Annotated in this window: 17 protein-coding genes; 10 read left to right on the forward strand and 7 right to left on the reverse strand. The window is 55.9% G+C overall.

Annotation, left to right across the window (positions count from 1 at the left end):
• The first annotated feature begins 58 nt into the window (after positions 1 to 58).
• Together CLV44_RS01190 and CLV44_RS01195 are read left to right on the forward strand one after the other, a co-directional pair.
• Positions 59 to 673, forward strand: a complete 615-nt coding sequence (locus tag CLV44_RS01190) for a lytic transglycosylase domain-containing protein (RefSeq protein WP_281257800.1) — start codon at positions 59 to 61, stop codon at positions 671 to 673.
• Between the two features lie 174 nt (positions 674 to 847).
• A complete protein-coding gene (locus CLV44_RS01195; RefSeq protein ID WP_245912555.1) occupies positions 848 to 2,119 on the forward strand; it encodes an exonuclease SbcCD subunit D C-terminal domain-containing protein in 1,272 nt (423 codons plus the stop codon).
• Here the strand turns inward: CLV44_RS01195 and CLV44_RS01200 are convergent, their stop codons facing one another.
• Complete coding sequence (locus CLV44_RS01200; RefSeq protein ID WP_106590274.1) at positions 2,120 to 3,070, reverse strand: DMT family transporter; 951 nt, start codon at positions 3,068 to 3,070, stop codon at positions 2,120 to 2,122. It abuts the gene before it with no gap.
• 75 nt (positions 3,071 to 3,145) lie between these two features.
• On the opposite strand from CLV44_RS01200, the gene CLV44_RS01205 reads away from it, so the two are divergent.
• From CLV44_RS01205 to CLV44_RS01215, 3 genes are all read left to right on the forward strand, one after another.
• Positions 3,146 to 6,211 carry an AAA family ATPase gene (locus tag CLV44_RS01205; RefSeq protein ID WP_106590275.1) on the forward strand — a complete coding sequence of 1,022 codons (3,066 nt, stop codon included), beginning with the start codon at positions 3,146 to 3,148 and terminating at the stop codon, positions 6,209 to 6,211.
• Between the two features lie 72 nt (positions 6,212 to 6,283).
• On the forward strand, positions 6,284 to 7,390 hold the full coding sequence (locus CLV44_RS01210) for a DUF294 nucleotidyltransferase-like domain-containing protein (protein ID WP_106590276.1): 1,107 nt from the start codon (positions 6,284 to 6,286) through the stop codon (positions 7,388 to 7,390).
• A gap of 101 nt (positions 7,391 to 7,491) precedes the next feature.
• Entirely contained in the window at positions 7,492 to 7,704 is a 213-nt protein-coding gene (locus CLV44_RS01215) for a (2Fe-2S)-binding protein (protein ID WP_106590277.1), read from the forward strand.
• Here the strand turns inward: CLV44_RS01215 and CLV44_RS01220 are convergent.
• From CLV44_RS01220 to CLV44_RS01240, 5 genes are all read right to left on the reverse strand, one after another.
• The gene (locus tag CLV44_RS01220) at positions 7,689 to 10,430 is read right to left on the reverse strand and encodes a sensor histidine kinase (RefSeq protein WP_106590278.1); all 2,742 of its coding nucleotides are present in this window, start codon (positions 10,428 to 10,430) and stop codon (positions 7,689 to 7,691) included. The two genes, CLV44_RS01215 and CLV44_RS01220, sit on opposite strands and share 16 nt — an antisense overlap.
• Positions 10,420 to 10,614, reverse strand: coding sequence for a hypothetical protein (locus CLV44_RS01225; RefSeq protein WP_106590279.1), 195 nt, complete (start codon positions 10,612 to 10,614; stop codon positions 10,420 to 10,422). The genes CLV44_RS01220 and CLV44_RS01225 overlap by 11 nt, the downstream gene beginning before the upstream one ends.
• The gene (locus CLV44_RS01230) at positions 10,611 to 12,650 is read right to left on the reverse strand and encodes a 3'-5' exonuclease (RefSeq protein ID WP_106590280.1); all 2,040 of its coding nucleotides are present in this window, start codon (positions 12,648 to 12,650) and stop codon (positions 10,611 to 10,613) included. The genes CLV44_RS01225 and CLV44_RS01230 overlap by 4 nt, the downstream gene beginning before the upstream one ends.
• A 3-nt stretch (positions 12,651 to 12,653) precedes the next feature.
• Positions 12,654 to 13,034, reverse strand: coding sequence for a response regulator transcription factor (locus CLV44_RS01235; protein WP_106590281.1), 381 nt, complete (start codon positions 13,032 to 13,034; stop codon positions 12,654 to 12,656).
• A gap of 126 nt (positions 13,035 to 13,160) precedes the next feature.
• Positions 13,161 to 14,837, reverse strand: a complete 1,677-nt coding sequence (locus CLV44_RS01240) for a methyl-accepting chemotaxis protein (RefSeq protein ID WP_170069224.1) — start codon at positions 14,835 to 14,837, stop codon at positions 13,161 to 13,163.
• Positions 14,838 to 15,232: 395 nt separating this feature from the next.
• On the opposite strand from CLV44_RS01240, the gene CLV44_RS01245 reads away from it, so the two are divergent.
• The 3 genes from CLV44_RS01245 (at position 15,233) to CLV44_RS01255 (ending at position 17,748) form a co-directional block, all read left to right on the forward strand.
• Entirely contained in the window at positions 15,233 to 15,973 is a 741-nt protein-coding gene (locus tag CLV44_RS01245; RefSeq protein ID WP_106590283.1) for a spermidine synthase, read from the forward strand.
• Between the two features lie 448 nt (positions 15,974 to 16,421).
• Positions 16,422 to 17,339 (forward strand): hypothetical protein, encoded by a 918-nt coding sequence (locus CLV44_RS01250; protein ID WP_106590284.1) that lies wholly within the window; start codon positions 16,422 to 16,424, stop codon positions 17,337 to 17,339.
• A complete protein-coding gene (locus CLV44_RS01255; protein ID WP_106590285.1) occupies positions 17,329 to 17,748 on the forward strand; it encodes a hypothetical protein in 420 nt (139 codons plus the stop codon). Before CLV44_RS01250 ends, CLV44_RS01255 begins: the two co-directional genes overlap by 11 nt.
• A gap of 138 nt (positions 17,749 to 17,886) precedes the next feature.
• Here the strand turns inward: CLV44_RS01255 and norR are convergent, their stop codons facing one another.
• A complete protein-coding gene (norR, locus tag CLV44_RS01260) occupies positions 17,887 to 19,581 on the reverse strand; it encodes a nitric oxide reductase transcriptional regulator NorR (RefSeq protein ID WP_245912556.1) in 1,695 nt (564 codons plus the stop codon).
• Positions 19,582 to 19,766: 185 nt separating this feature from the next.
• Between norR and hmpA the strand changes: the two genes are divergently transcribed.
• Both hmpA and CLV44_RS01270 read left to right on the forward strand, forming a co-directional pair.
• Positions 19,767 to 20,966, forward strand: a complete 1,200-nt coding sequence (gene hmpA / locus CLV44_RS01265; RefSeq protein ID WP_106590287.1) for an NO-inducible flavohemoprotein — start codon at positions 19,767 to 19,769, stop codon at positions 20,964 to 20,966.
• Between the two features lie 78 nt (positions 20,967 to 21,044).
• On the forward strand, positions 21,045 to 21,458 hold the full coding sequence (locus CLV44_RS01270; RefSeq protein ID WP_106590288.1) for a GFA family protein: 414 nt from the start codon (positions 21,045 to 21,047) through the stop codon (positions 21,456 to 21,458).
• The last annotated feature ends 52 nt before the right edge of the window (positions 21,459 to 21,510 follow it).

Below are 21,510 nucleotides of genomic sequence, written 5' to 3' on the forward strand. Positions count from 1 at the left end.
CATTCCTGTTTTTTTCGGTGCCCTTGTTCTGTTGTCTACCCTTCAGGCTACAGCCGACGTGCGTAAAATCGTTCACCCTGACGGTCGGGTGGAATACACCAATGTAGCGCCGGCGCAAAAAGCCTCGGTGGTGAGTACCTACTACAAATACCGTACTGCCGACGGCACATTGGCGTTCAGTGATGAAAAACCCAGTGGTGTCGACTACGAGAGCATCCGTTTTGACTGTTACGCCTGCAAGATCGATTCCAGCGTTAATTGGGAAACCACGCCGCTGTTCGTCGACCGTTACGGTCCGATCATTGATCGCATCGCGGCCCTGCATGCTGTGGATGCGGCGCTGGTGAGGGCTGTTATTCATGCCGAGTCCGCGTTCAACCCCAAGGCCCGTTCGCGGGTCGGTGCGCAGGGACTGATGCAGCTGATGCCGCAAACAGCGGCGGAGCTGGGTGTCGGTAACCCCTTTGATGCCGAGCAGAATATCGATGGTGGGGTGCGTTATTTGGCCGGGCTGTTAAAACGTTATGACCGCGATGTGCGCTTGGCTACAGCGGCCTACAATGCCGGTCCGGGGGCCGTGAAAGAGTACGGTGGTGTGCCGCCCTACGCGGAAACCCAAGCCTATGTGAAACGAATTGCGATATTGCAACGGCGTTATCAGTCGGCCGACTGAAGCAACAGGAGGCATTGAAGTGTGCAGTAGGATAAGTAGTGCCGCTTCTTCGTCATAATCTTCTTTGCTTATCTGTAGTTGAGAACACCGGCAGGGCCCTCTATAGTCGTGGCCGCAATATTCTAATCACATCGACCATCGCCGTATCATCACTACTCTGCAGGGAGAATAACCGTGTCCGACCAGCCTTCATTGTTTGATGATGAAACGTCCCCTCTGCGCGTGCTGCACAGCTCTGATTGGCATTTGGGGCGGCTGCTTTACGGCCAGAAGCGTTACGACGAGTTTCAGGCGTTTCTCGACTGGATGCTGACGCAGATACATGAGCAGGCGGTGGATGTACTGCTGATTGCCGGTGACCTGTTTGATACCACAACCCCGAGTAACCGTGCCCAATCGCTGTACTACCGTTTCCTCAACGGCGTGGCGGCATCGACCTGTCGTCATGTGGTGATTATCGGTGGCAACCATGATTCCCCCAGCTTTCTCGATGCCCCGGCGCAGCTGCTCAAGGCGCTGGATGTACACGTAGTAGGCGCTGCCTGTGATGATCCGGCTGATGAGGTGGTTGTGTTGCGTGCGGCCGATGGTCAGCCGGAAGCGATCATCTGCGCCGTACCGTATCTGCGCGACCGTGATATCCGCCGTGCCGAAGCGGGTGAAAGTCTGGACGACAAGGACCGCAAACTGGTCGCCGGTATCCGTGAACACTATGCCCGTGTGTGTGATGCCGCCGAACAACAACGTACGGCACTGGCAGCCGATATCCCGATGATCGGCATGGGCCACCTGTTTGCCGCCGGTGGTCGCACGCAGGAGGGCGATGGCGTGCGCGATCTGTATGTGGGCTCACTGGCACAGGTGGGCGTGGATGCCTTTCCGGATAGTCTAGACTACGTGGCGCTGGGTCATCTGCATGTGCCTCAGGCCGTCGCCGGGTGTGAACAGATTCGTTACAGCGGCTCACCGCTGGCGATGGGGTTTGGTGAATCGAAACAGCAGAAAAGCCTCTGTCTGATCGACTTTGATGGTCGCACCCCGGCACTGACGTTACTCGATATTCCCCGCTTTCAGCGCATGGAGCGGATCAAGGGCGACCAGGCGGCGCTGGAAGCGTCCCTGGCAACACTGGCGGCTGACGACGAATCGATCTGGCTGGAGGTGCTGTATGAAGGTGACCAGATCGCTGCCGACCTGCGCCAGTGGCTGGAGCAGCGCGTTGAAGGTACCCGTCTGAGCTTGCTGCGGGTGCGCAACAACCGGGTGGTGGATCGTATCCTGGCGCGCACGGGCGAGGAAGAAACGCTGGACGACCTGCAGCCCGTTGAAGTGTTCGAGCGCGCACTGAATGCACATCAGGTGCCGGACGCTCAGCAGGCCGAACTGAAGCAGTTGTTCAGCAGCCTGCTGCAATCCATGGCCGAGCAGGATACACGCGCCGAGTGATCAGCGCGTGTCGATACCGGCCGCAGCCAGACGCTGGCGGGTACGGCGCTCACGCTGGAACAGGTACAGGCCTGAGCCCAGAATAATCGCGGTGCCCAACCAGGTGATCGCATCGGGGTAGTCACCGAACAGCAGGTAGCCCAACGCGGTGGCACTGATAATCTCCAAATACTGGAACGGTGCGAGCAGGCTGGCCGGCGCCCGTTTGAACGCCGCGTTGATCAGGCCGAACGCCAATGCCGACAGCACACCCATCAACAGCAGAATGGCCCAATGTTCGCTGACGTTACTGTGCCATTGCAGCTGTTCGATGTTCCAGTGCTCGCCAAACAGCATCGCCAGTGCCAGAAACAGACAGGCGAATACACCGCTCCAGAACTGCGATGCCAGCCCGTCGATGTGGCCGGAAAGGTGCCGCAACGTCGCCATATGGGCGGCATAAAAGAAGGCCGCCAGCAATGGCAGTACCGTTACCCAGCCATAGGCTTCCCAGTTGGGACGGATCACGATCAACGCCCCGATCAAGCCGACGATGACGGCTCCGTACTGGTGGCGGCCGACCTTCTCGCCCAGAAACCAGGCCGACATCAGCATCAGCAATAATGGTTCGACAAAGAAGATGGCGATATTGTTGGCCAGCGGCAGATAACTCAGCCCCCAGAACAGGAACGTAAGGGCGGCGGCGATCCACAGCCCTGACAGCATCAGTTGTCCCAGTACCCTGCATACGCCGGCACTGGTGCCGGAACCACCCCGCGCCATAAAGGCGGCCAGCAGCAACGTTTGCATGGCAAAACGGATACAGCCAATCTGTGCCGGTGACAGCGATGTCGACAGCAATTTGGCGATGGCATCCATGCCGGGAATCAGTAACATGGCCAAGGCCATGATGCCCATACCTTTTTCGGTGGGCGACAGGGCATGGGTATGATGTTGCAACCGTTGTAACATAAGCCCTCACAGGCGATTATCAGACAAACCGAATATAGTACCAGACCAACCGACAGCAACCGAATCCGGGCCCTCATGCGCATACTCCAGATCCGCTTCAACAATCTCAACTCGCTGGCCGGTGAATGGCAGATCGATCTGACCGATCCCGCCTACACTGCCGACGGCATCTTCGCCATTACCGGTCCGACCGGCGCGGGCAAGTCGACCCTGCTCGACGCTGTCTGTCTGGCGTTATATGGCCGTACCCCGCGCCAGAGCCGGGTTAACGCCAGCCAGAATGAAGTGATGTCACGCCAGACCGGCGAGTGTTTTGCCGAAGTGGTGTTCGAGACTCCGCAGGGGCGCTGGTGCTGTCACTGGAGCCAGCACCGCAGCCGCAAGAAAGCGGATGGCGCGCTGCAGCAACCCAAACATGAAGTGTCCGAAGTCGCCAGTGGCAAGGTATTGGTAACGAAGCTCAAGGACGTGGCCGAAACGGTCGAACGCCTCACCGGCATGGACTTCGACCGTTTCACCCGCTCCATGCTGCTGGCACAGGGCGGTTTTGCGGCCTTTTTGCAGGCGGATGCCGATGCCCGCGCACCGATTCTGGAACAGATTACCGGTACCTCCATCTACTCCGATATCTCCAAGGCAGTACACCAGCGTCGGGGTGAAGAGAAGCAGGCGCTGGAACAGTTGAAGGCCGCCCAGTCGGGCCTGCAGTTGTTGGAACCTGAGGCCGAAGCCGAGATCGGCCGTGAACTGGCCGAACTCAACGAGCGGGTGCATGAACACCAGACGCAGGTAGACCAGCAGCAGGCATTGCTCAACTGGCGACAACAGCTGGACGCTGAAACAGCACAGTTGCAACGCTTACAGCAGGACCAACAGCAGCTTGAACAGGCACAGCACGCATTTGCGCCGCAACAGCAGGCACTGCAGCAGGCGCAACACGCTGAAGCGTTACGTTCCGAGTTCGAACTGTTACGCCAGCGGCGCAGGGATTTGAGCGCTGCGGCAGAAGAGCTGACGCAGTTACAGGTCGGTGTACCTGCACTGGCACAGGCACAACAAACAGCCGCTGAAGCGTTACACGCGGCTCGGCAACAGTTGGCACATACCGAAACCGAGCGTGAACGTCAGCAGCCGCTGTTGACCCAGCTGCGTGAACAGGACTGGGCGATTCAGGCGCAGCAGAACCGGTTACAACAATTGCAGGCGCAATTACCGGCTGAACTGTTGCAAGGGCCAGCGCCCGACCCGACCCTATTGCAACAGGCCATGCAGCAGACGCAAACGGCGTTGGCCAATGTGCTGGGTAGCAGCAACCGATCTGAGCTTAAACAGCAGCAAGAGCAGGTGCGTGCCCGTGGCGAGCAGCTGCGTGATCTGCTCGGTCTGGTGCGTCAGGCGGATGAACTGCAGCAGGAAGAGGCCGGTCTGACCGCTACACGGACGGCACTGGACAAACAGCAAGCGGCGGCGCAGCAGCAGGGCGAGCAGTTGCTGGCCCGCTTGGAACCGTTGCAGCGCGAGCAGCAGGACCTGTTGAAACTGCAACGGCTGGCGGAGCGGATTGCTGATCTGGAACAGCAGCGTCATGAACTGGAGCCGGGCAAACCCTGCCCGCTGTGCGGCTCTGAAGAGCACCCCTGGCGTACGGCTCAGCCACCGAGCCTGAGTGAAGAGGCGGTTCGTCTGCAGCGCCTGGAACAAGAGCTGGCCGAGCTGCAGCGGGCGCAGCAACAGCAGGCGATTCAGCAGGCCCAGCTGGAGCGCGATGCCAGTCATCAGTACCAGCAGTTGCAGACCCTGCAGCAGAAGCGGGCGGCACTGGATGCGCCCATACACGCATGCCTGCTGCAGCTGGGCTGGACGGAATGCCCCGCGCAGGACGTGTTGAACGAGGCATATCGCAACGCCGGTGAGCAGTGGAAACAGTTGCAACAGCAGCTGGACCGCATCGACGCGCTTGAAGCGGAGCAGAAGCAGCAAGAGCAGCAACAGGTGCGTCAGCAGCAGCGACTGGAGGTTGATACGGCGGCAGCCGAGTTGGCGCGTTTGCAGCAGCAGCGCACGGCGCTGTCGCCCGAGCCGAATACTGACGCCTGGGATGCTCGCTTGAAGGCGGCGGTAGATCAGGCGCGCAAGGCTCAGGAACAGGCGCAAACAACGGCGAGCGAGAGTGAACAGGCGCTCAAGCGGTGTCAGGACCAAATTGCTGACCGCGAAGCTGCACGTCAGCGTCTGACGCAAGATACCGAACACCTGCAAACCGCCTTCAATGCAGTGCTGGTACAAAGCGTCTTTGCCGATGAAACCGCACTACAGGCCGCACTGTTGCCACGCGAGCAGCTGCAAGCCTTGCAGCGGGAAGCCGACGCACTCAGCGCCCGTGCTACTGAACTGAAAGCCCTGCTCGGCCGCAGTGAGCAATCGTTGGCTACCTTGCAGCAGCAGGCGCTGACCGAACAGAGCGCCACTCAGCTGAATGAAACCCTGCAGCAGTTGAAACGGCAGCAGGGCACGTTGCTGGAACAGCGCGGCAGCCTGCAGCAGACGCTCACCCTCAATGCCGAGCGTAAAGCACAGTTCGGTGCCCAACAGCATGCCATTGATGCTCAGCAGCGTGAATTGAGTCGTTGGGAGCAGTTGCACGAACTGATCGGCTCGGCCGATGGCAAGAAATTCCGCAACTTCGCCCAGGGGCTGACATTCGAGTTGATGGTCGGCCACGCCAACCGTCAGCTGCAAAAAATGTCGGACCGCTACCTGCTGGTACGTGATATCGAGCAACCGCTGGAGTTGAACGTGATCGACAACTATCAGGCCGGAGAAGTGCGCTCGACCAAAAACCTGTCCGGCGGTGAAAGCTTCCTGATCAGTCTGGCCTTGGCGCTGGGGTTGTCCGGCATGGCCAGCCGTAATGTGCGCGTGGACTCGCTGTTCCTTGATGAAGGCTTCGGTACGTTGGATGAAGAAGCACTGGAAACGGCGTTGGACACCCTGTCCGGCTTGCAGCAGGAAGGCAAACTGATCGGCGTGATCTCCCATGTACAGGCGCTCAAGGACCGCATCGCCACCCGCGTCGAAGTGCAACCAGCCAGTGGTGGCCGCAGTCGCATATCCGGACCGGGGTGCCGTGCCCTGAACTGAAACAGGACTTAGGTCGGCTGGACTTGCCCTGCGTCCCCTCTATGCTGAAAGGTATATCCGACAGGGAGAGGGATGATGCAATCGACATGGCGGCAGCTGTTTTCCGATGGGGCGAACACTGCCCAGACCGACACACTGTTGGCACCGCTGCAGCAAGCATTGGGGCCGCTGGATCAGCCTCTGCCTGCGGCCCGTGCCCGCCAGCCTGAACTGGCACGGGCGCTGCTGGCATTGGAATTGCCCCCGTGGCTGGTGTGTGAGTTGATCAGTGACCATAACGACTGGCTCTACCGCCGCGCCATCGAACAGGCGCTGGCCAGCATGCAGGAGCAGGGCTGGGGCGAGCCACCGGTGCGGTTCTGCGTGCTGGTCATGGGGTCGGGCGGGCGTCACGAAAGCCTGCTGCACCCTGACCAGGACAACGCACTGATCCTCGATGATTACCCCCCTGAACGTCATGCCGAAATCGACACCTGGTTTCTGACCCTGGCCGAGCGTTTCACTGCCACGCTGGATGCGGCGGGCATTCCGTTCTGTCGCGGGCATGTGATGGCATCACAGCCGCTTTGGCGCAAGCCAATCAGCGAATGGTGCGAGCAGATGCGCCTGTGGATGAGCATGCGACGGGTCAAACTGGTGCAGCAGTGCAATATCCTGTTCGATTTTGTGCCGGTGTATGGTGACGCTGAGCTGGCGGAACGCTTGCGCAGCCGCGTTCTGCAGCAGGTGCCGGAGGCGGGGCTGTTCTTGCATGAAATGGCTGAACTGTTCGACGAATCCCCCGTGGCACTGGACCGCTTCGACCGTTTGCAGGGTGATGGCCGTGAAGCACCGCACCCCAACGCGATCAACCTCAAACGCCAGGGCTTGCTTCCGTTGACGGCCGCGCTGCGTCTGTTGGCGTTAAAGCGTGACTGCCCGGCAGTGGGCTCGCGTGAGCGCATTACCGCATTACACCAGCACGGACAGCTGGGGGATGACCTTGCCTGGCGGCTAAGCCGTGCGTTTGAAAATCTGATGGCGCTGCTGTTGCGGGCACAGTTGAGTACCGAGGCGGCGGGCGGCAGGCCCGACAACTGGCTGGATATTCGCACCCTGTGTGATGGCGAGTTGCGTCTGTTGCAGTGGGACTTACTGCAGGTGCGGTCGTTCCAGCGTCATGTACGTCATCTGAAATAAAACAGGCAAACGAGCCAAATCAGACTTGTAATGAGAATGTGTTTTATTTATATTTATGTAGTAAATAATATGCATTCTCATATGTAGGAGTGTGTGCGGCGATGATAGTCTGTATCTGTAAACGCGTCAGTGACCGTGAAATCCGGCGTCTGGTAGACGAAGGAGCCAGCTCTCTGGCCGACATTCGCCATGCCACCGAACTGGGCACGCAGTGTGGCAAGTGCGCGTGCGAAGCGCGCCGCATCGTACGCGAACTCAATGACAATCAGGGCGTGTTTGCACGCTTTGCCAACCTTGCCTACGAATTGACCTGAGCGGCCGCTGGCAGCTCCATCGCCAGGCAGGCGCCCTGCAACTGTTCCGGTGCATCGACCCATAGCCGCCCACCCAAGTGGCTCACAATCCCCCGGCTGATCGGCAGTCCCAGCCCGGTTCCGCGCGGCCGGTGACTACTGTCGGTGTTGTCGCTGTCCAGCTCGATCTGATGAAACTTCTCGAACACCTTTTCCCGTTCCGCCTCGGTAATGCCGACGCCGTTGTCTTCCACGGTTACGCGAAAATGCCGAGGCTTGATCTGTAGCGTCAGCAGGACGCGGGGCTGATCGTGGTCGGCAAATTTGCTGGCGTTATCGAGCAGATTGATCAACACCTGCAGCAGCCGGTCAGGGTCAGCCATCACTGGGCAGAGCGTGTCGGGCAGCTGCAGTTCCAGAGTTATGTGACGCTGCTGAAACAGTTGAGTGACGGCATCGCCTGCCTGATGAATCAGCTCGATTAGATCACAACGTTCAGGATGCAGAGTCATGCGGCCGGACTCCAGGCGGGCCAGATCCAGAATCTCTTCGATCAACCGCGACAGGCGCTCGCTTTCGCGCACAATGATCTGCAGAAAATGCTGTTGCTGCTCCGCCGGCATCGCCTCGGTATCGTTGAGAATTTCGGCAAACGCACGGATCGACGTCAACGGGGTGCGCAGTTCATGGCTGACCATCGCCACAAACTCATCCTTGAGCCGGTCCAGCTCGCGCAGCCGGTCGTTGGCGCTGCGCAGTTCGCTGCCGATTTTTTCCAGCTCGGTGGATTTCTGTTCCAGCCGCCGGTTGTATTCCAGCGTTTGCGAAGTGGTATCGAGGATGCTGAGAATCGACGCCATATCCAGGCCTTCACCGCGCACCACTGAATTGATCAGAATACGGGCGGTGGCGCTGCCCAACGCACCGGTCAGGCCCTGTTCGGCGCGCGCAATCAGTGCGGGGGTGGCCGGACTGTCGTCATCCGGTAGCGGGGTAACACCACCGAACTGACGCAGTGTGGCGGCCTTGCCCAAATAACGGTTGAGTAAACGGTAGAGTTCATAGCGGCTGGCCTGGCCCTGCCAGATCGCCGCCAGCTCCGCTTCCGGGCGCAGGGCGTTGGTGAACAGCGCAGCCTGAGTCTGTTCCATATGGCTCTGACGGCTGAACAGGGAAACCCCAACCAGCAGGCCAATATTGACCAGCATGCTCCAGAACAGCGAATGGGTGTAGATATCCCATCCTTCCAGCCCGAGCAGGGCATAGGGCCGCAGCCACATCCAGCCAAACGGCCCTTGCTCAATGAAATCGGTCGCCATCCAGCCAGACAGCGCAAAGCCCGGAATCAGCAGCGTCCATGCCCATACCATTGTACCGGCCAGCAAGCCAGCCGCTGCGCCGTTGCGGCTGGCACCGCGCCAGTACAGGCCCAGCAGCAGCGGGGGCGCAAACTGGGCCGCCGCCGCGAATGAAACCAGCCCGATGGTGACCAGGCTGTAGGCTTCACCGATCAGCGCGTGATACAGGTAGCCCAAAATCAGGATCAGCACGATGGCGATACGGCGAATGCCCAACAGCCAGCCGGACAGGTCGCGGGAGCGTTCCAGATGCAGGTGTCGCCAACGCAGCAGCAGCGGCATTACCAGCTGGTTGCTAACCATGGTGGACAGGGCGATGGTCTCGACGATCATCATGCTGGTCGCCGCCGACAGACCACCGATAAACACCAGCATGGGCAACCATTCCAGTCCGGCCGACAAGGGCAGGGTGAGCACGTAATCATCCGAATCACCGGTAGCACTGCCGCCCATCAACCCGGCCAGCGCAATCGGGATCACAAACAGATTGATCAGTAAAAGGTAAAGCGGAAACATCCAGCAGGCGCGGCGCAGGTGTTGCTCATTGACGTTCTCCACCACCAGCACCTGAAACTGGCGTGGCAGGGTGATGAATGCCAGCGTTGCCAGCACCAGCGTGCCGACCCAGCCCAGCGCCCCGCCGGGAACCTGCTCCAGTCCGAAATACTGTCCCAGCTCGGGCAGGCGAGTACTGGCTTCGGCCAGCAGCGTTGTCGGTCCCGGATACAGAATAAAGCAGACAAACAGACCGACACCGACGAAGGCGAACAGCTTGACCAGCGACTCGAACGCGATGGCCGTCACCATACCTTCGTGACGCTCACTGGCATCCAGATGACGTGTACCAAACAGGATGATGAACACCGCCAGCACCAGCGCCACCCAGAACGCCTTGTCGTTCCAGAAATCACTCAGAGACAGTGCCGTCGGGGTGACATTCGGGTACTCGGTGAGGATGCCGTAACTGACCGTAATTGCTTTAAGCTGCAGCGCGATGTAGGGCATGATCGCGACCACGGCGATCAGCGCCACCAACATGCCGAGGCCGCCACTCTTGCCATAGCGGGCACTAATGAAATCGGCGATGGAGGTGATGCGCTGGGCGCGGGCGATGCGGATCATCTTGCGCAGCACCAGCCAGCCGCACAGCATCGCCAGTGTGGGGCCGAGGTAGATCAGCAGAAAGCTCAGGCCGGTGGTGGCGGCGCGGCCGACGCTGCCGTAAAAGGTCCAGGCGGTGCAGTACACCGCGATCGACAACGAATAAATTGTCGGTGAGTTGACCACTGAACGGCCCTGCTCGGCGCGGCGGTCGCCCCAGGCGGCGATCACGAACAGCAGCGCCAAATAAGTGAAGGCGATGACCAGCGCCAGCAGATTAGTCTGCATCGGGACGCTCCAGAATCAGAGCCGCCAGCAGAATCAGCAACGCCCACAGCAGATAGATCACCAGCGGCAGGGTGGAAAAGCCCCAAGCAGTCGGGCGGTCGAACAGTAGTAACAGTGGCGGCGTAAACAGCACCAGTGCCAGTATGCTAACCGCGACCAGACGGCTGGTCAGAGCCTGTTTCATGGTGTGTGCCCCTGTTCGATCTGTTGTTGCAGCGCCAGGGCATCACCCAGCGTATGCACGCCACGAGCGGCCAGACGGGGCAGCAGGTTCAGCAACAGCTCGGCGGTAACACGGGCATCACCAAGGGCGGTGTGGCGAGTGCCGGGCGGGAAGGTAAGCTCGAAGCGTTCGGCCAGTGCATCCAGCCCGTGGCCCTCCAGCGTCGGGTCGATGGCGCGAGACAGCAGCAAAGTATCCAGCACCGCATTATTGAGTGCCGGTTCAGGGCTGTTATCCGCCAAGCGCAGAGCCAACATATCGAAGGCGGCATTGTGCGCCACCAGCACGCAGCCGCCGATATAGTGCCGGAACTGCGGCAACACCACTTCAATCGGCGGTGACCCGGCTACATCGGCGTCGTGCAGGCCATGAATCGCGCTGCTCTCAGTCGGAATAGGGCGTTGCGGATTGACCAGCTGATCAAAACTGTCATCGGCTAACAGACGGCCATTGACGATGCGACACCCCGCCAAGCTGATGATCTTGTCGCCCCGACGCAGGTCCAGTCCGGTGGTTTCGGTATCAAACACCACCATCTCCAGTTGCTGCAAAGGCAGGCTCGCCTGATCGGCATCGGGCGGCGGCAGGTCGGCAATACTGAAATCGTGAAACTCCGGTCGCGGTGCCGGGCGCGGCAACGGCTGGATGCCTCGACTTGAAGCCGGTAATGGCAGGCGCAGGCGGTGCCAACTATCGCTGTTCTCGGCCGGTAATGACCAGAGGTCACCGCCGTGCTGTTCCAGCACATCGTCAATGCGTGGCGACAGCGGTTCATCGAACAGGGGCAACGCGCGCCACTGTTGCAGTTGCTGCTCGGTCAGGGGCGTGCCCTGCCAGCCGATGTCCAGATACACGCGGCGATTGCCCAGCAGCACTTCAAGGGTGACATCATCAATGGGCTGTTGGCTGTGCAGTTGCTGAATCAACAGCTGCAACAACGCCAGAATTGCAGGGCCATCCACACGTAACCAGGCAGGAATGCCGATTGGGGTGAGTGTCACCTGTTGTTGTGTTAGCTGGGCTTTAAGCGCTGTACACAGATCATTCGACCAGGTTTCTTCCAGTGTGGACTGGCTCAGTTGCTGTGCTTCCACCAGTCGGGTCAGCTGCTCCACCTGCTCGGCCAGTGCCTGGCTATCCTGTTCAATGGCGGCTTCCAGACGTTGTTGTAGATCGGCATTGTCCTGTACCTGCAGTAACGCATCGGTGGCGCTGTTCAGGCTGCCGCAGTGGCCGCGCAGTTTTGGCAGCAGCTGGGCCAGTGTGCGCCGCCAGCGTTGGTCATGCTCCAGCGCAGCGGTGGTGTCTTGCAGAGTGATCAGCGCACCGCCGTGATGGCTGCCCAAACGGCGCAGCTGGCAACGTAGCCAGTGATGCTCGCCGGGCAGCAACAGCTGGTGCAGGGTGCCGTCTTGCGGCAGATGTTGCAAGGCATCATGCAGGCTGGGGTGGGGTAACAGCTGTGACAGCGGACGGCCCAGACCCAGCCCCGGCCGACCTTCAAACATGGCGCTGGCAGCTGGATTGAACAGTAATAAACGTTGATGCCGGTCGCAGATCAGCAGCGGCATATCCAGCACCTGCAGCAGTGCCTCCAATTCCTGTTTGATGCGCTCGGCTTCCTGTGCGCCCTGCGTATGCGCTTCACGTATACGGGCACGGTCGGCCCGCCAGCCGTCACGAATGTGGTCCATATCCGGCTGCAGCGGTTGCAGCCAACCATCCAGCGGATAATCGCTGTGGGCATCGGGGCTGGCTACCAGCCGTGCCAGTAAAATCTGGAACTGACGCAACGGGCGCAGCAAACGGCGTTCCAGCAGCCAGCCAATGCTCAGGCTCAGCAGGGCAGGCGCAAGCCCCAGTGCCCACAGCACCGGGCGTACATCAGCACTGGGTTGCAGCACGCTTTCCAGCCAGAGCAACAACCCCAGCCCCAGCACCAGACAGATGCCGGTCAGCAGCAACCAGAGCCCGAGCAGGGTCTGCCGTGTCGGCATGGCTCATTCTCCGTCCGGGGCGGCAGGCAGCAACGCCTGCACGTGGCTGACCAGATCACGGGTGGAGAACGGCTTGGTGATGTAATCACTGGCCCCAAGAGCCATGCCTTTCTCCTTTTCCACCTCGCGCCCGTGGGCAGTCAGCATGATCACCGGCAATGCCTGCGTTGCTTCTGCCGCGCGCAGCCGCTCCAGCAGATCAAACCCGCTCATGCCCGGCAGGCTGATATCCAGCAACACCAGGTCAGGACACTGCTGCTCAATCTGCACCAGTGCCTGTTCGGCATCGGGAGCCGTAGCCACCGAGAAGCCGGCCTGCTGCATCAGGAATTCAAGTGATAGGAGAATGTTGGGCTCATCGTCCACCACCAGCACATGGGGCATGGGCAGGTCCTCGTTCCGTCGAATATGGTTTGAGTCTAGTGTGCCCGAGTCAAAAGGGAAACGGCAGGGGGGTAGCCAAGTTATTAAAAGCTGCCGACTTTGGGTCGGCAGCATGCAATTTAATACTTAATTCAGTTTGAACCGCTGCACGCTATTCTGCAACATGCTTGAAAGGCGGGCCAGCTCCTGGCTTGCGGTTGTAACCTGAGTTGCTGCAGTTGCTGTTTCTTCAATTGCCTGTGAAATAGTAATGATATTTCGATTTATTTCCTCTGCAACAGATGACTGCTCTTCTGCAGCAGTTGCAATTTGAGCATTCATATCATTAATGGCCGAGACCGATGAACTGATCGTTTGCAGGGCATCGCCTGCCTGTGAGGCATGCTCAACGGTCTTTATACTGCTTGCCTTGCCATGCTCCATTTGTGCAGCAGTAGTTGTTGAGCTGTGCTGCACCTTTCTAATACGCTTCTGAATATCCTCGGTAGATGCCTGAGTACGACTAGCCAGCAAGCGTACTTCATCAGCAACAACAGAAAACCCTCGCCCATGATCACCGGCGCGCGCAGCTTCAATTGCCGCATTCAGAGCTAACAGGTTGGTTTGTTCAGCAATATCCTTGATGACATCCAATACAGTCCCGATTTCCTGACTGTCTTGCACCAGTGACATGACATTACTAGTTGATTTCTCGATGTCAGATGCCAAGTGATGGATAGTTTCAATGACTTCGTTGACAACTCTATGCCCATTTTCGGTTTCGCTATGTGCAACCTGGGCGGCATCTGCGGCAGAAGAGGCGTTTTTTGCGACATCGGTGACGGTGGCCGCCATTTCGTTCATGGCTGTTGCGACTTGAGTAATCTCAGCCTGCTGGAGTGTGACCTGTGTATTGGTTTGTGTGCTTGAGGCGGATAGCTCTTCGGCTGCCGCGGAAACTTGTACGGAAGCCTCAGCGATCTGCTTCATCATCGAACGCATGGTAACGACCATATCGGCAAAGCTTGCCAGCAAGCTGCCTGAATCTCCATCACGTAAATGAATATGGGCAGTGAAATCACCTTGAGCAATTGTATTTACAATTTCTTTAACATAAACCGGTTCGCCGCCAAGCTGACTCAGTACGGTTCTCGTAATGTAAATGCCAGCCCCTAGGGCCAACGCAAAACCTAATATGACTGCAATGATCGTATTTAGTACAGAAGCATCTGCTTCCAAGCTGGCATCTGCTACCACATCACTGGTTAGCTGCTTATTCCGTTCAACTAACGTCAGAAGTTGTGCCGCCATCACTTCAGATGACTCTCGCATATTCTGAAACTGCTTTTTGTACTGAGTGAAAAGCTCATTATAATGATCGACGGTCTGAGCCTGGCTCAGGGCTTTTATCAATTCATCCAGTGGTGTTGTCTGTAGGCGCCACCTGCCGATTGACGCTTTCAGCTCTTGATACATCGCTTCACCTTGTTCCGTTCTCGGTATTGCATTGTACTGTGCTAACAGTTGATCAAGTGTTAGCCAGGATGCTATACGCTCCTGGTAGGTGGCACGGTGTACATTGATCGCTTGATTGGATAAATCAGGGTACAAAGTAACCAGAAGAGACTGGCCGCGAATAACCAGTCTTTCAGTATTGATTTGACTCAAGAGATCAACGGCATCAATTCGTTCATGACCAATTTCCTCTACATCTTCCTTCATGTTGATAACTGCTTTGAGGCTCATAGAGCCAACCAGTAAAAGAATAAAGGCGATGGAAGCAAAGCCGCCTGTTAACATTGCTTTTAAACTGAGATTGTGCACAAGAGATTTCTCCATTCTATTTGGGTGTCACTATTCTGTCGTATACAGACATGCTCACACTCAATACCGCAGGCATGGCTAGAACCTGAGGTACACATCCTGAAATGTGTGCCCTCTTGACCTCTTATTATTATCAGGCGTTAAGTTACACTATTATTTTGTTCTGCAGTAAAAATTCTATGTGGGTATGTTTCATGGCAGGTAAAAGAATATTTCTATTGACTAACATCAAAACTTTCAGTAAGTGGTGACTCGATTATATTAATGCATAATAAAGTTTCAGTTGAAATCATATCTGAAACGTTAATTTTTGTTGATGTTACTTTCAAACGGGACTTCATCGAGGCTGTATGACAAAATGACGTGTTTCAATAAACGTCGGATGAGGCTATTGAATGTTGCTCGGACAAGAGATATACCGTGGGCATGATGAGTTTGGCTGTGTGCGCGTACTGGACGATGGCGACAAACGTTATCTGGCGTTTGGCAGCGATGACGAACAGAGCTGCTGCCTGAAGAACGAGCCGTTGATCCCCGAGCATGAATATGTCCGCGTGATGCTGCTGGGCCTGCTGTTTGTTGAACCCAAACAGGTGATCAGCCTGGGGTTGGGCGCGGGCGCATTGAACACCTGCCTGCATGGCCGCTTCCCGTCACTGAAGCAGCAGATTGCCGAACTGCGCCCGGAAGTGGTTGAAGTGGCGCGCCGCTTCTTCCAGCTGCCACACGGCAAACGCATGCAGGTACACACCATTGATGCCCTGAGCTTCCTGCGCAATGTGGACACGCGCAAGGCTGACATTATCTTCAGTGATATTTACAGCGCCGAAGGGTTGAGCGAACAGCAGCTGGGCGAAGAGTATCTTGAACTCTGCGCCAGTCGTCTGAAGCCGGGTGGCTGGCTGGTGATGAACCTGTGGCGTGAACATCAGGGGCCACAAACCCTGGAGCTGTTACTGCAACAGTTCAGCACTATTTACGGCTGCCACACCCAAAGCGGCAACTGGGTGGTCTTCGCCGCTGAAGACGACCACGACCTGAGCCAGAGCCAACTCGATAAACGTGCCCGCCAACTCGGCCAGCAACTGGGCTTCTCACTGTCACCACACCTGAAACGCCTGCGCAGCTTTCCCTGACAACATCCGCGAACCCCCGCCTCAGGCTAATGTATTGTTGCCAATAGCACACAGCCTGAGGCATTCTTGAACCATCTGCCAGCAGGAAGTCGGCAGCCACACAAACAGGGAAAGGAATACGTCGATGACAGGGATGGTTTGCAGTTCTTCGTGTACGGGTGTTATCAGCCGATCTCTTCTTGTTTGCTTTCTGTTGGTTAGTGGGCTTGGTCATGCCTGCTTAAGTGGGCGTGGGAGCAGGCATGCCTTTTTTGCGATTAGTTCGATTGTTAGGTTCAACCCAATCAGTGGCTTAATGGCTTGATGAGGCCGTTGCCAAGAATTTAAAAGTATACCTGCTAATAATTATTAAGAGGTATTCATACCCTTTTAATTGGGCTGCTCGGTGAATTTCTAACTGAGTACTGTATAAATACTCAACTGATTACTTGTGGTTGAATGAGGTATCATGCATACCAGTATGTTATTTAAGAGTAAGAAAATGTCTGGATTACATCGGAAAGAAAGCGAGCTTTGCATCAAGATTGATTTTGAAAGAAATTCACAAAATCCTCAACGAGTTTTTAATTCGATGAGCCATATTATATCTTCGGTGGAAGAGTTTCATTCTTGCTTACTTAACTCTGTTTCTGCTGAAACAAAGTCAAAATTTATTTTATCAGACATCAATGAAGGCTCGATCAAGTCGTGGCTATGTCCCGAAATCGAAGGGGATGTAACTGAAGAGAAAAAAAGGCGATTAACCAGCTTTCTTACTTACTGCACTGATTTAGTCATATCATTTATCTCAGACAAAGATACTATCGAATCCCTTGAGGTGTTTGCACAGCTTGAGGATGATATTGCTACAGCAGCTGAAGAGTTCGATGTAGAAGAGTTTCCAAATGTTTTTTCACTAGATCGTTATAGATTACTAAAAGGCTATACAGAGCTTTCTCAGTCAACATCTGACTTAAATAGTGTTGATGAAGTCTACCTATATTCTCAAGGTACAACTAAAAAAATCAATAAAAATTTTCATTTAACCAAAGAAGCTGTTGAAGCTATTTTGATTGAAAAGGTAGTAAATAACACCAAAACAGAAACATTAGTCATAAAGAAAGCTGATTTCATAGGTAAATCTATGTGGGATTTTTTACGTAAAAAATCGACTATATCAGCCCGCATAACACATCAGGAGTGGTTGGATAAATTTCATTCTAGGACTGAAATAGTAGCTCCCGGTGATGGGCTGTTATGTGACTTAGTCACTAAAGCGTATTTTGATAGAAGCAATAATTTAATCGATACAAAGTACGAAGTAATACTTGTTCATAAGAAAGTTGACGTACTAAATTTACAGAAAGAATTTAAATATGACAGCTAGTAAATCTAATCAAGATGCGTGGTCTATTTTGCTTTCAGAATACTTGTTTATATTCTTGCCGTTTTTGGTGATCGGAATTATTAAAATATATAAGTCTGATTTTTCAACATTCTTTCAAGCGGCGGATTGGAGCTTTGCTTCATCAATTCTGTTTGGTCAAGTCATAGTAAAACTTGTTTCAGGCTCAGTCATACATAAGAATGCTAAGTGGCAAAGAGTCGTTGTACTACTCTCTTTAATTTTAGTTGTGGGGCTTGTTCCTAGCTTGGTAGTTTTAGCTTTAATATTGATTGATGGTGGTGTGTCAGAATTTTTAGTTGATATGCAGCTTATTTTGTTTGGCTTAGCGTCGATTGCATTCTTCTTTGTTGGTAGTGCAGCTCAGACAATGATAGATGAGGGTCAATAAGTAGTTTACGCGGGTGTGTAACAGTTGGTTCGCCACAGTTTAGCCAACTACCACGCGCCGCTTGACGAGGCGTTATAAGCCCGAGTTACCCACGAACAATAAACGAGCGAACTCAAGCTCAGGGCTACATCACCCTCCTCATTCGCTCTCAACCTTTTTCACCACTTGAATCCCCAGCCGCTTGGCCAGCCTCGCCAGATTCGCCCGGTCCATGTCCAATCGCCGGGCGGCGGCGGCCAGGTTGCCGTCGGTTTGCTGCAGGGTCTGGATGATGCGTTGTTTTTGAAACGCCTCCACCTGCGCTTTCAGGCTTAACGCGGTGTCGTCCTTAACAGTATCAGCGGTTGTCTCGGCCGAGTGTGTCGGGGCGTTGCTGTCGCTGGAAAAACCATACCCCGCGTCTGCGGCAATATCGGCAAGGTGCCTTGGCTTGATGCGGGTAATGCGACCGGTTTGGCTGGTGGTGTGGTCGGTTTGGCGGGACGTTTCCGCGTGAGCGATCAGGGCGGCGCGGCCGATCACATGTTCCAGCTCGCGCACGTTGCCGGGCCAGGGGTAGTTCTGCAGTATCTGGCGGGCCTGTTCACTCAGCAGCAGTTGCTGTATGCCCAGTTTGCGCCGAGACAGTTCCAGAAAATACCCGGCCAGCAGGGTGATATCGCCGGCTCGCTCGCGCAGTGGCGGCACGGTTACGGGGTATACATTCAAGCGGTGATACAGGTCGGCCCGAAACCGTTTGTGTTCAACCTCTTGCTGCAAAATCCGGTTGGTTGCGGCCAGTACGCGCACGTTCACATTGGATACCTGATCTTGCCCGACCGGTTGAATCTCCTGGCTCTGCAGGGCGCGCAGCAGTTTGCTTTGTGCAGCCAGCGGCAGTTCGCCAATCTCGTCCAGAAACAGAGTGCCGCCATCGGCCAGGCTGAATTTGCCTTCCCGATGGCGGTCGGCACCGGTAAACGCGCCTTTTACGTGGCCAAACAGTTCGCTCTCCACCAGATTTTCTGGAATGGCGGCACAGTTGACGTACACCAGTGGCCCCTTGCTCCGTTGCGACAGGCCATGCAGAGTGCGGGCAACCAGTTCTTTGCCGACACCGGTTTCGCCTTCGATCAGAATGGCAAAGTCGGATGGGGCGACCAGTGCCAGTTCTCGCTTCAGGCTCTGCATCACCGGGCTTTCACCGATCAGTTCGCCGCCATCTTTGGTCAGTGCCAGTTGCGTCAGTTCTTGAATCACATTGCGGCTGTGGGCGGTGTCATCTTCAAGGTGTTGCAATAGCATCGCGGTTTTCAGGCTGGCAGCGGCCATAGAACTGATCACGTTCAACGCCGAATCAGGAATGTGGGTGAAGGCGTCCGGTGTCATGCTGTCCAGTGTCAGTATGCCGATCAGCTGCTGGTCCGCCAGCAGCGGCAGCCCCATACAGGCATGTACCGGCAGGTCGCCGGTGTAGCCCTGCAGCATGCCATCGTAAGGGTCTGGCAGGCCGCAATCCTGCTCAAAACGCACCGGCGTGGCGGAGCGGCAGATCAAATCAAAGCGGGGGTGTGAGCCAATTTCAAAGCGCCGCCCCATGGCGTCTGCCCCCAGTCCTTTCTGGGCGAGCGGTTTAAGCTCATGGCCTGACCGCTGCAACAGCACCACGGCATCACAGGGAATGCTGGCACGTACTGCATTCAGCAGGCGGTCGAAGCGGTCGTGGGCACTCAGGCTGTCAGCCAGGTCGATCGCAAACTGCAACAGAGCACTCTGGCTCAACTCAATACCGGGATACCTATCCGCCATCACTACACCTTCACGCGCCAGTGGCCTTGCCGTTGTGGGTGTCATCTTAACCTGAATGAGTCATTTTAACCTGTTTTTAGGTAGTCAAAATGACTACAGAAAGCCCGTAAAATGGCGTGATGATAAGCTAAGTCATTGTTTTTAATGTTAATTGAATAGATGGCACGAACGCTGCTAAAGACAGGGCACAGATTATTTTATTGTCATTAACCCATGCATAAGGCGTTGTTATGTTGACCCCCAATCAGATCGCTATCGTAAAAAGCACCATCCCGTTGCTCGCCAGTGCCGGCAGTCAGATCACCGATCACTTCTACAGCCGCATGTTCAGCCACAATCCTGAGCTGAAAAACATCTTCAATATGAGCCATCAGCACTCCGGTCGTCAGTCTGTTGCGCTGTTCAATGCCGTGGCGGCCTATGCCCAGCACATTGATAACCTGCCGGTGCTGCAGGCGGCGGTTGAGCGTATTGCGCAGAAGCACACCAGTTTTGATATCCGCCCAGAGCAGTACGCCATTGTGGGTCATCATCTGATCCACACGTTGAAAGAGCTGGCACCGGATGCCTTTACCCCAGAGGTTGAAGACGCCTGGACCGCTGCATACCAGCAGCTGGCCGATATCTTTATCCAGCGTGAAGGTGAAATCTATCAGCAGAACGCGCACAGCACTGGCGGTTGGGAAGGCGCGCGTCGCTTCCGTCTGCAGGCAAGCAAGCAGGAATCGGAACTTGTCAAAAGCTTCATCTTTACCCCAGTGGATCAGCAGCCGGTGGTGGGGTATCAGCCGGGCCAGTATCTTGGGATTCGGGTGCAGCCGAGCCGGTCCGATTATCAGGAGATGCGCCAATACTCGCTTTCTGACCAGGCCAACGGCAGCAGCTACCGTATTTCCGTTAAGCGGGAGCAGGGCGATATTGATGGTCTGGTGTCCAACTTCCTGCATGATGAGCTGAACATTGGCGACGAGGTGGAGCTGTTTGCCCCGGCCGGTGATTTCTTCTTTACCGATCGTCAGCAGCCGGTGGTGCTAATCTCGGCCGGTGTCGGCATCACGCCGATGATGGCAACGCTGGAAACGCTGGCGCAGGAGGGTTACCCGCAACCGGTGAGCTTTCTGCATGCCTGCGAGCATGCCGGGCAGCACTCCTTTGATCGACGCCTCCATGAGCTGAGCGAATGCCTGAGCCTGTCGGCCCATGTCTGGTATAACCAGGGTGCGGATACTGACGCAATCGCAGCCGGTCGGCTGCATCAGGGGTTGATGGCGCTGCACACTTTGCGGGAAGAGTTGCCACTGCTTAAGGGTGATTTTTACCTTTGTGGCCCGGTTGGTTTTATGCGCTTTATCAAGCAGCAGTTGGTTGAGTTGGGTGTGGGTACAGAGCGTATTCACTATGAAGTGTTTGGCCCGCACGCCGATCTGTAACCGCTGCCTTTAGACTGGCCGCAATTCTGCTGCCAGTCTATGCTCAAGGCGGGCTGTTAATCACGCAAGGAGGCGATCGTGAAAAACCTGCATAAAGGTTCCTGTCTTTGCAAACGTGTTCAGTATGAATTGTCGGGTGAGTTTCAGTCTTTCTTTCTGTGTCACTGTCGTTGGTGCCAAAAAGACACGGGGTCGGCGTATGCTGCCAACCTGTTTGCCCAGTCCTCGACGCTAACCTGGCTTAGCGGTGAAAGCGTCGTCAAAACCTATCATCATCCCGATAGCCGGCATGCGAAGAGCTTCTGTCAAAATTGTGGTTCTGCCATGCCAACTTTTGCTGAAAATTTGGGTCTTATAGTCGTTCCAGTGGGTAGCCTGGATAGCCCTGTGCCCATTTTGCCTACTGCCAGGATTTTTATGGATAGCTGTGCCGGCTGGTCAAAAAAATTGGATGATGTGCCGAATTTTAAAAGGCTTCCTGAATCAGAGTAAACGCAAGCGTGTAATCAATCACCAAAGCGTGCTGCTTTAAACGTCAGTTGCA

The sequence above is a fragment of the Marinobacterium halophilum genome, assembly GCF_003014615.1.
GTDB lineage: Bacteria > Pseudomonadota > Gammaproteobacteria > Pseudomonadales > Balneatricaceae > Marinobacterium > Marinobacterium halophilum.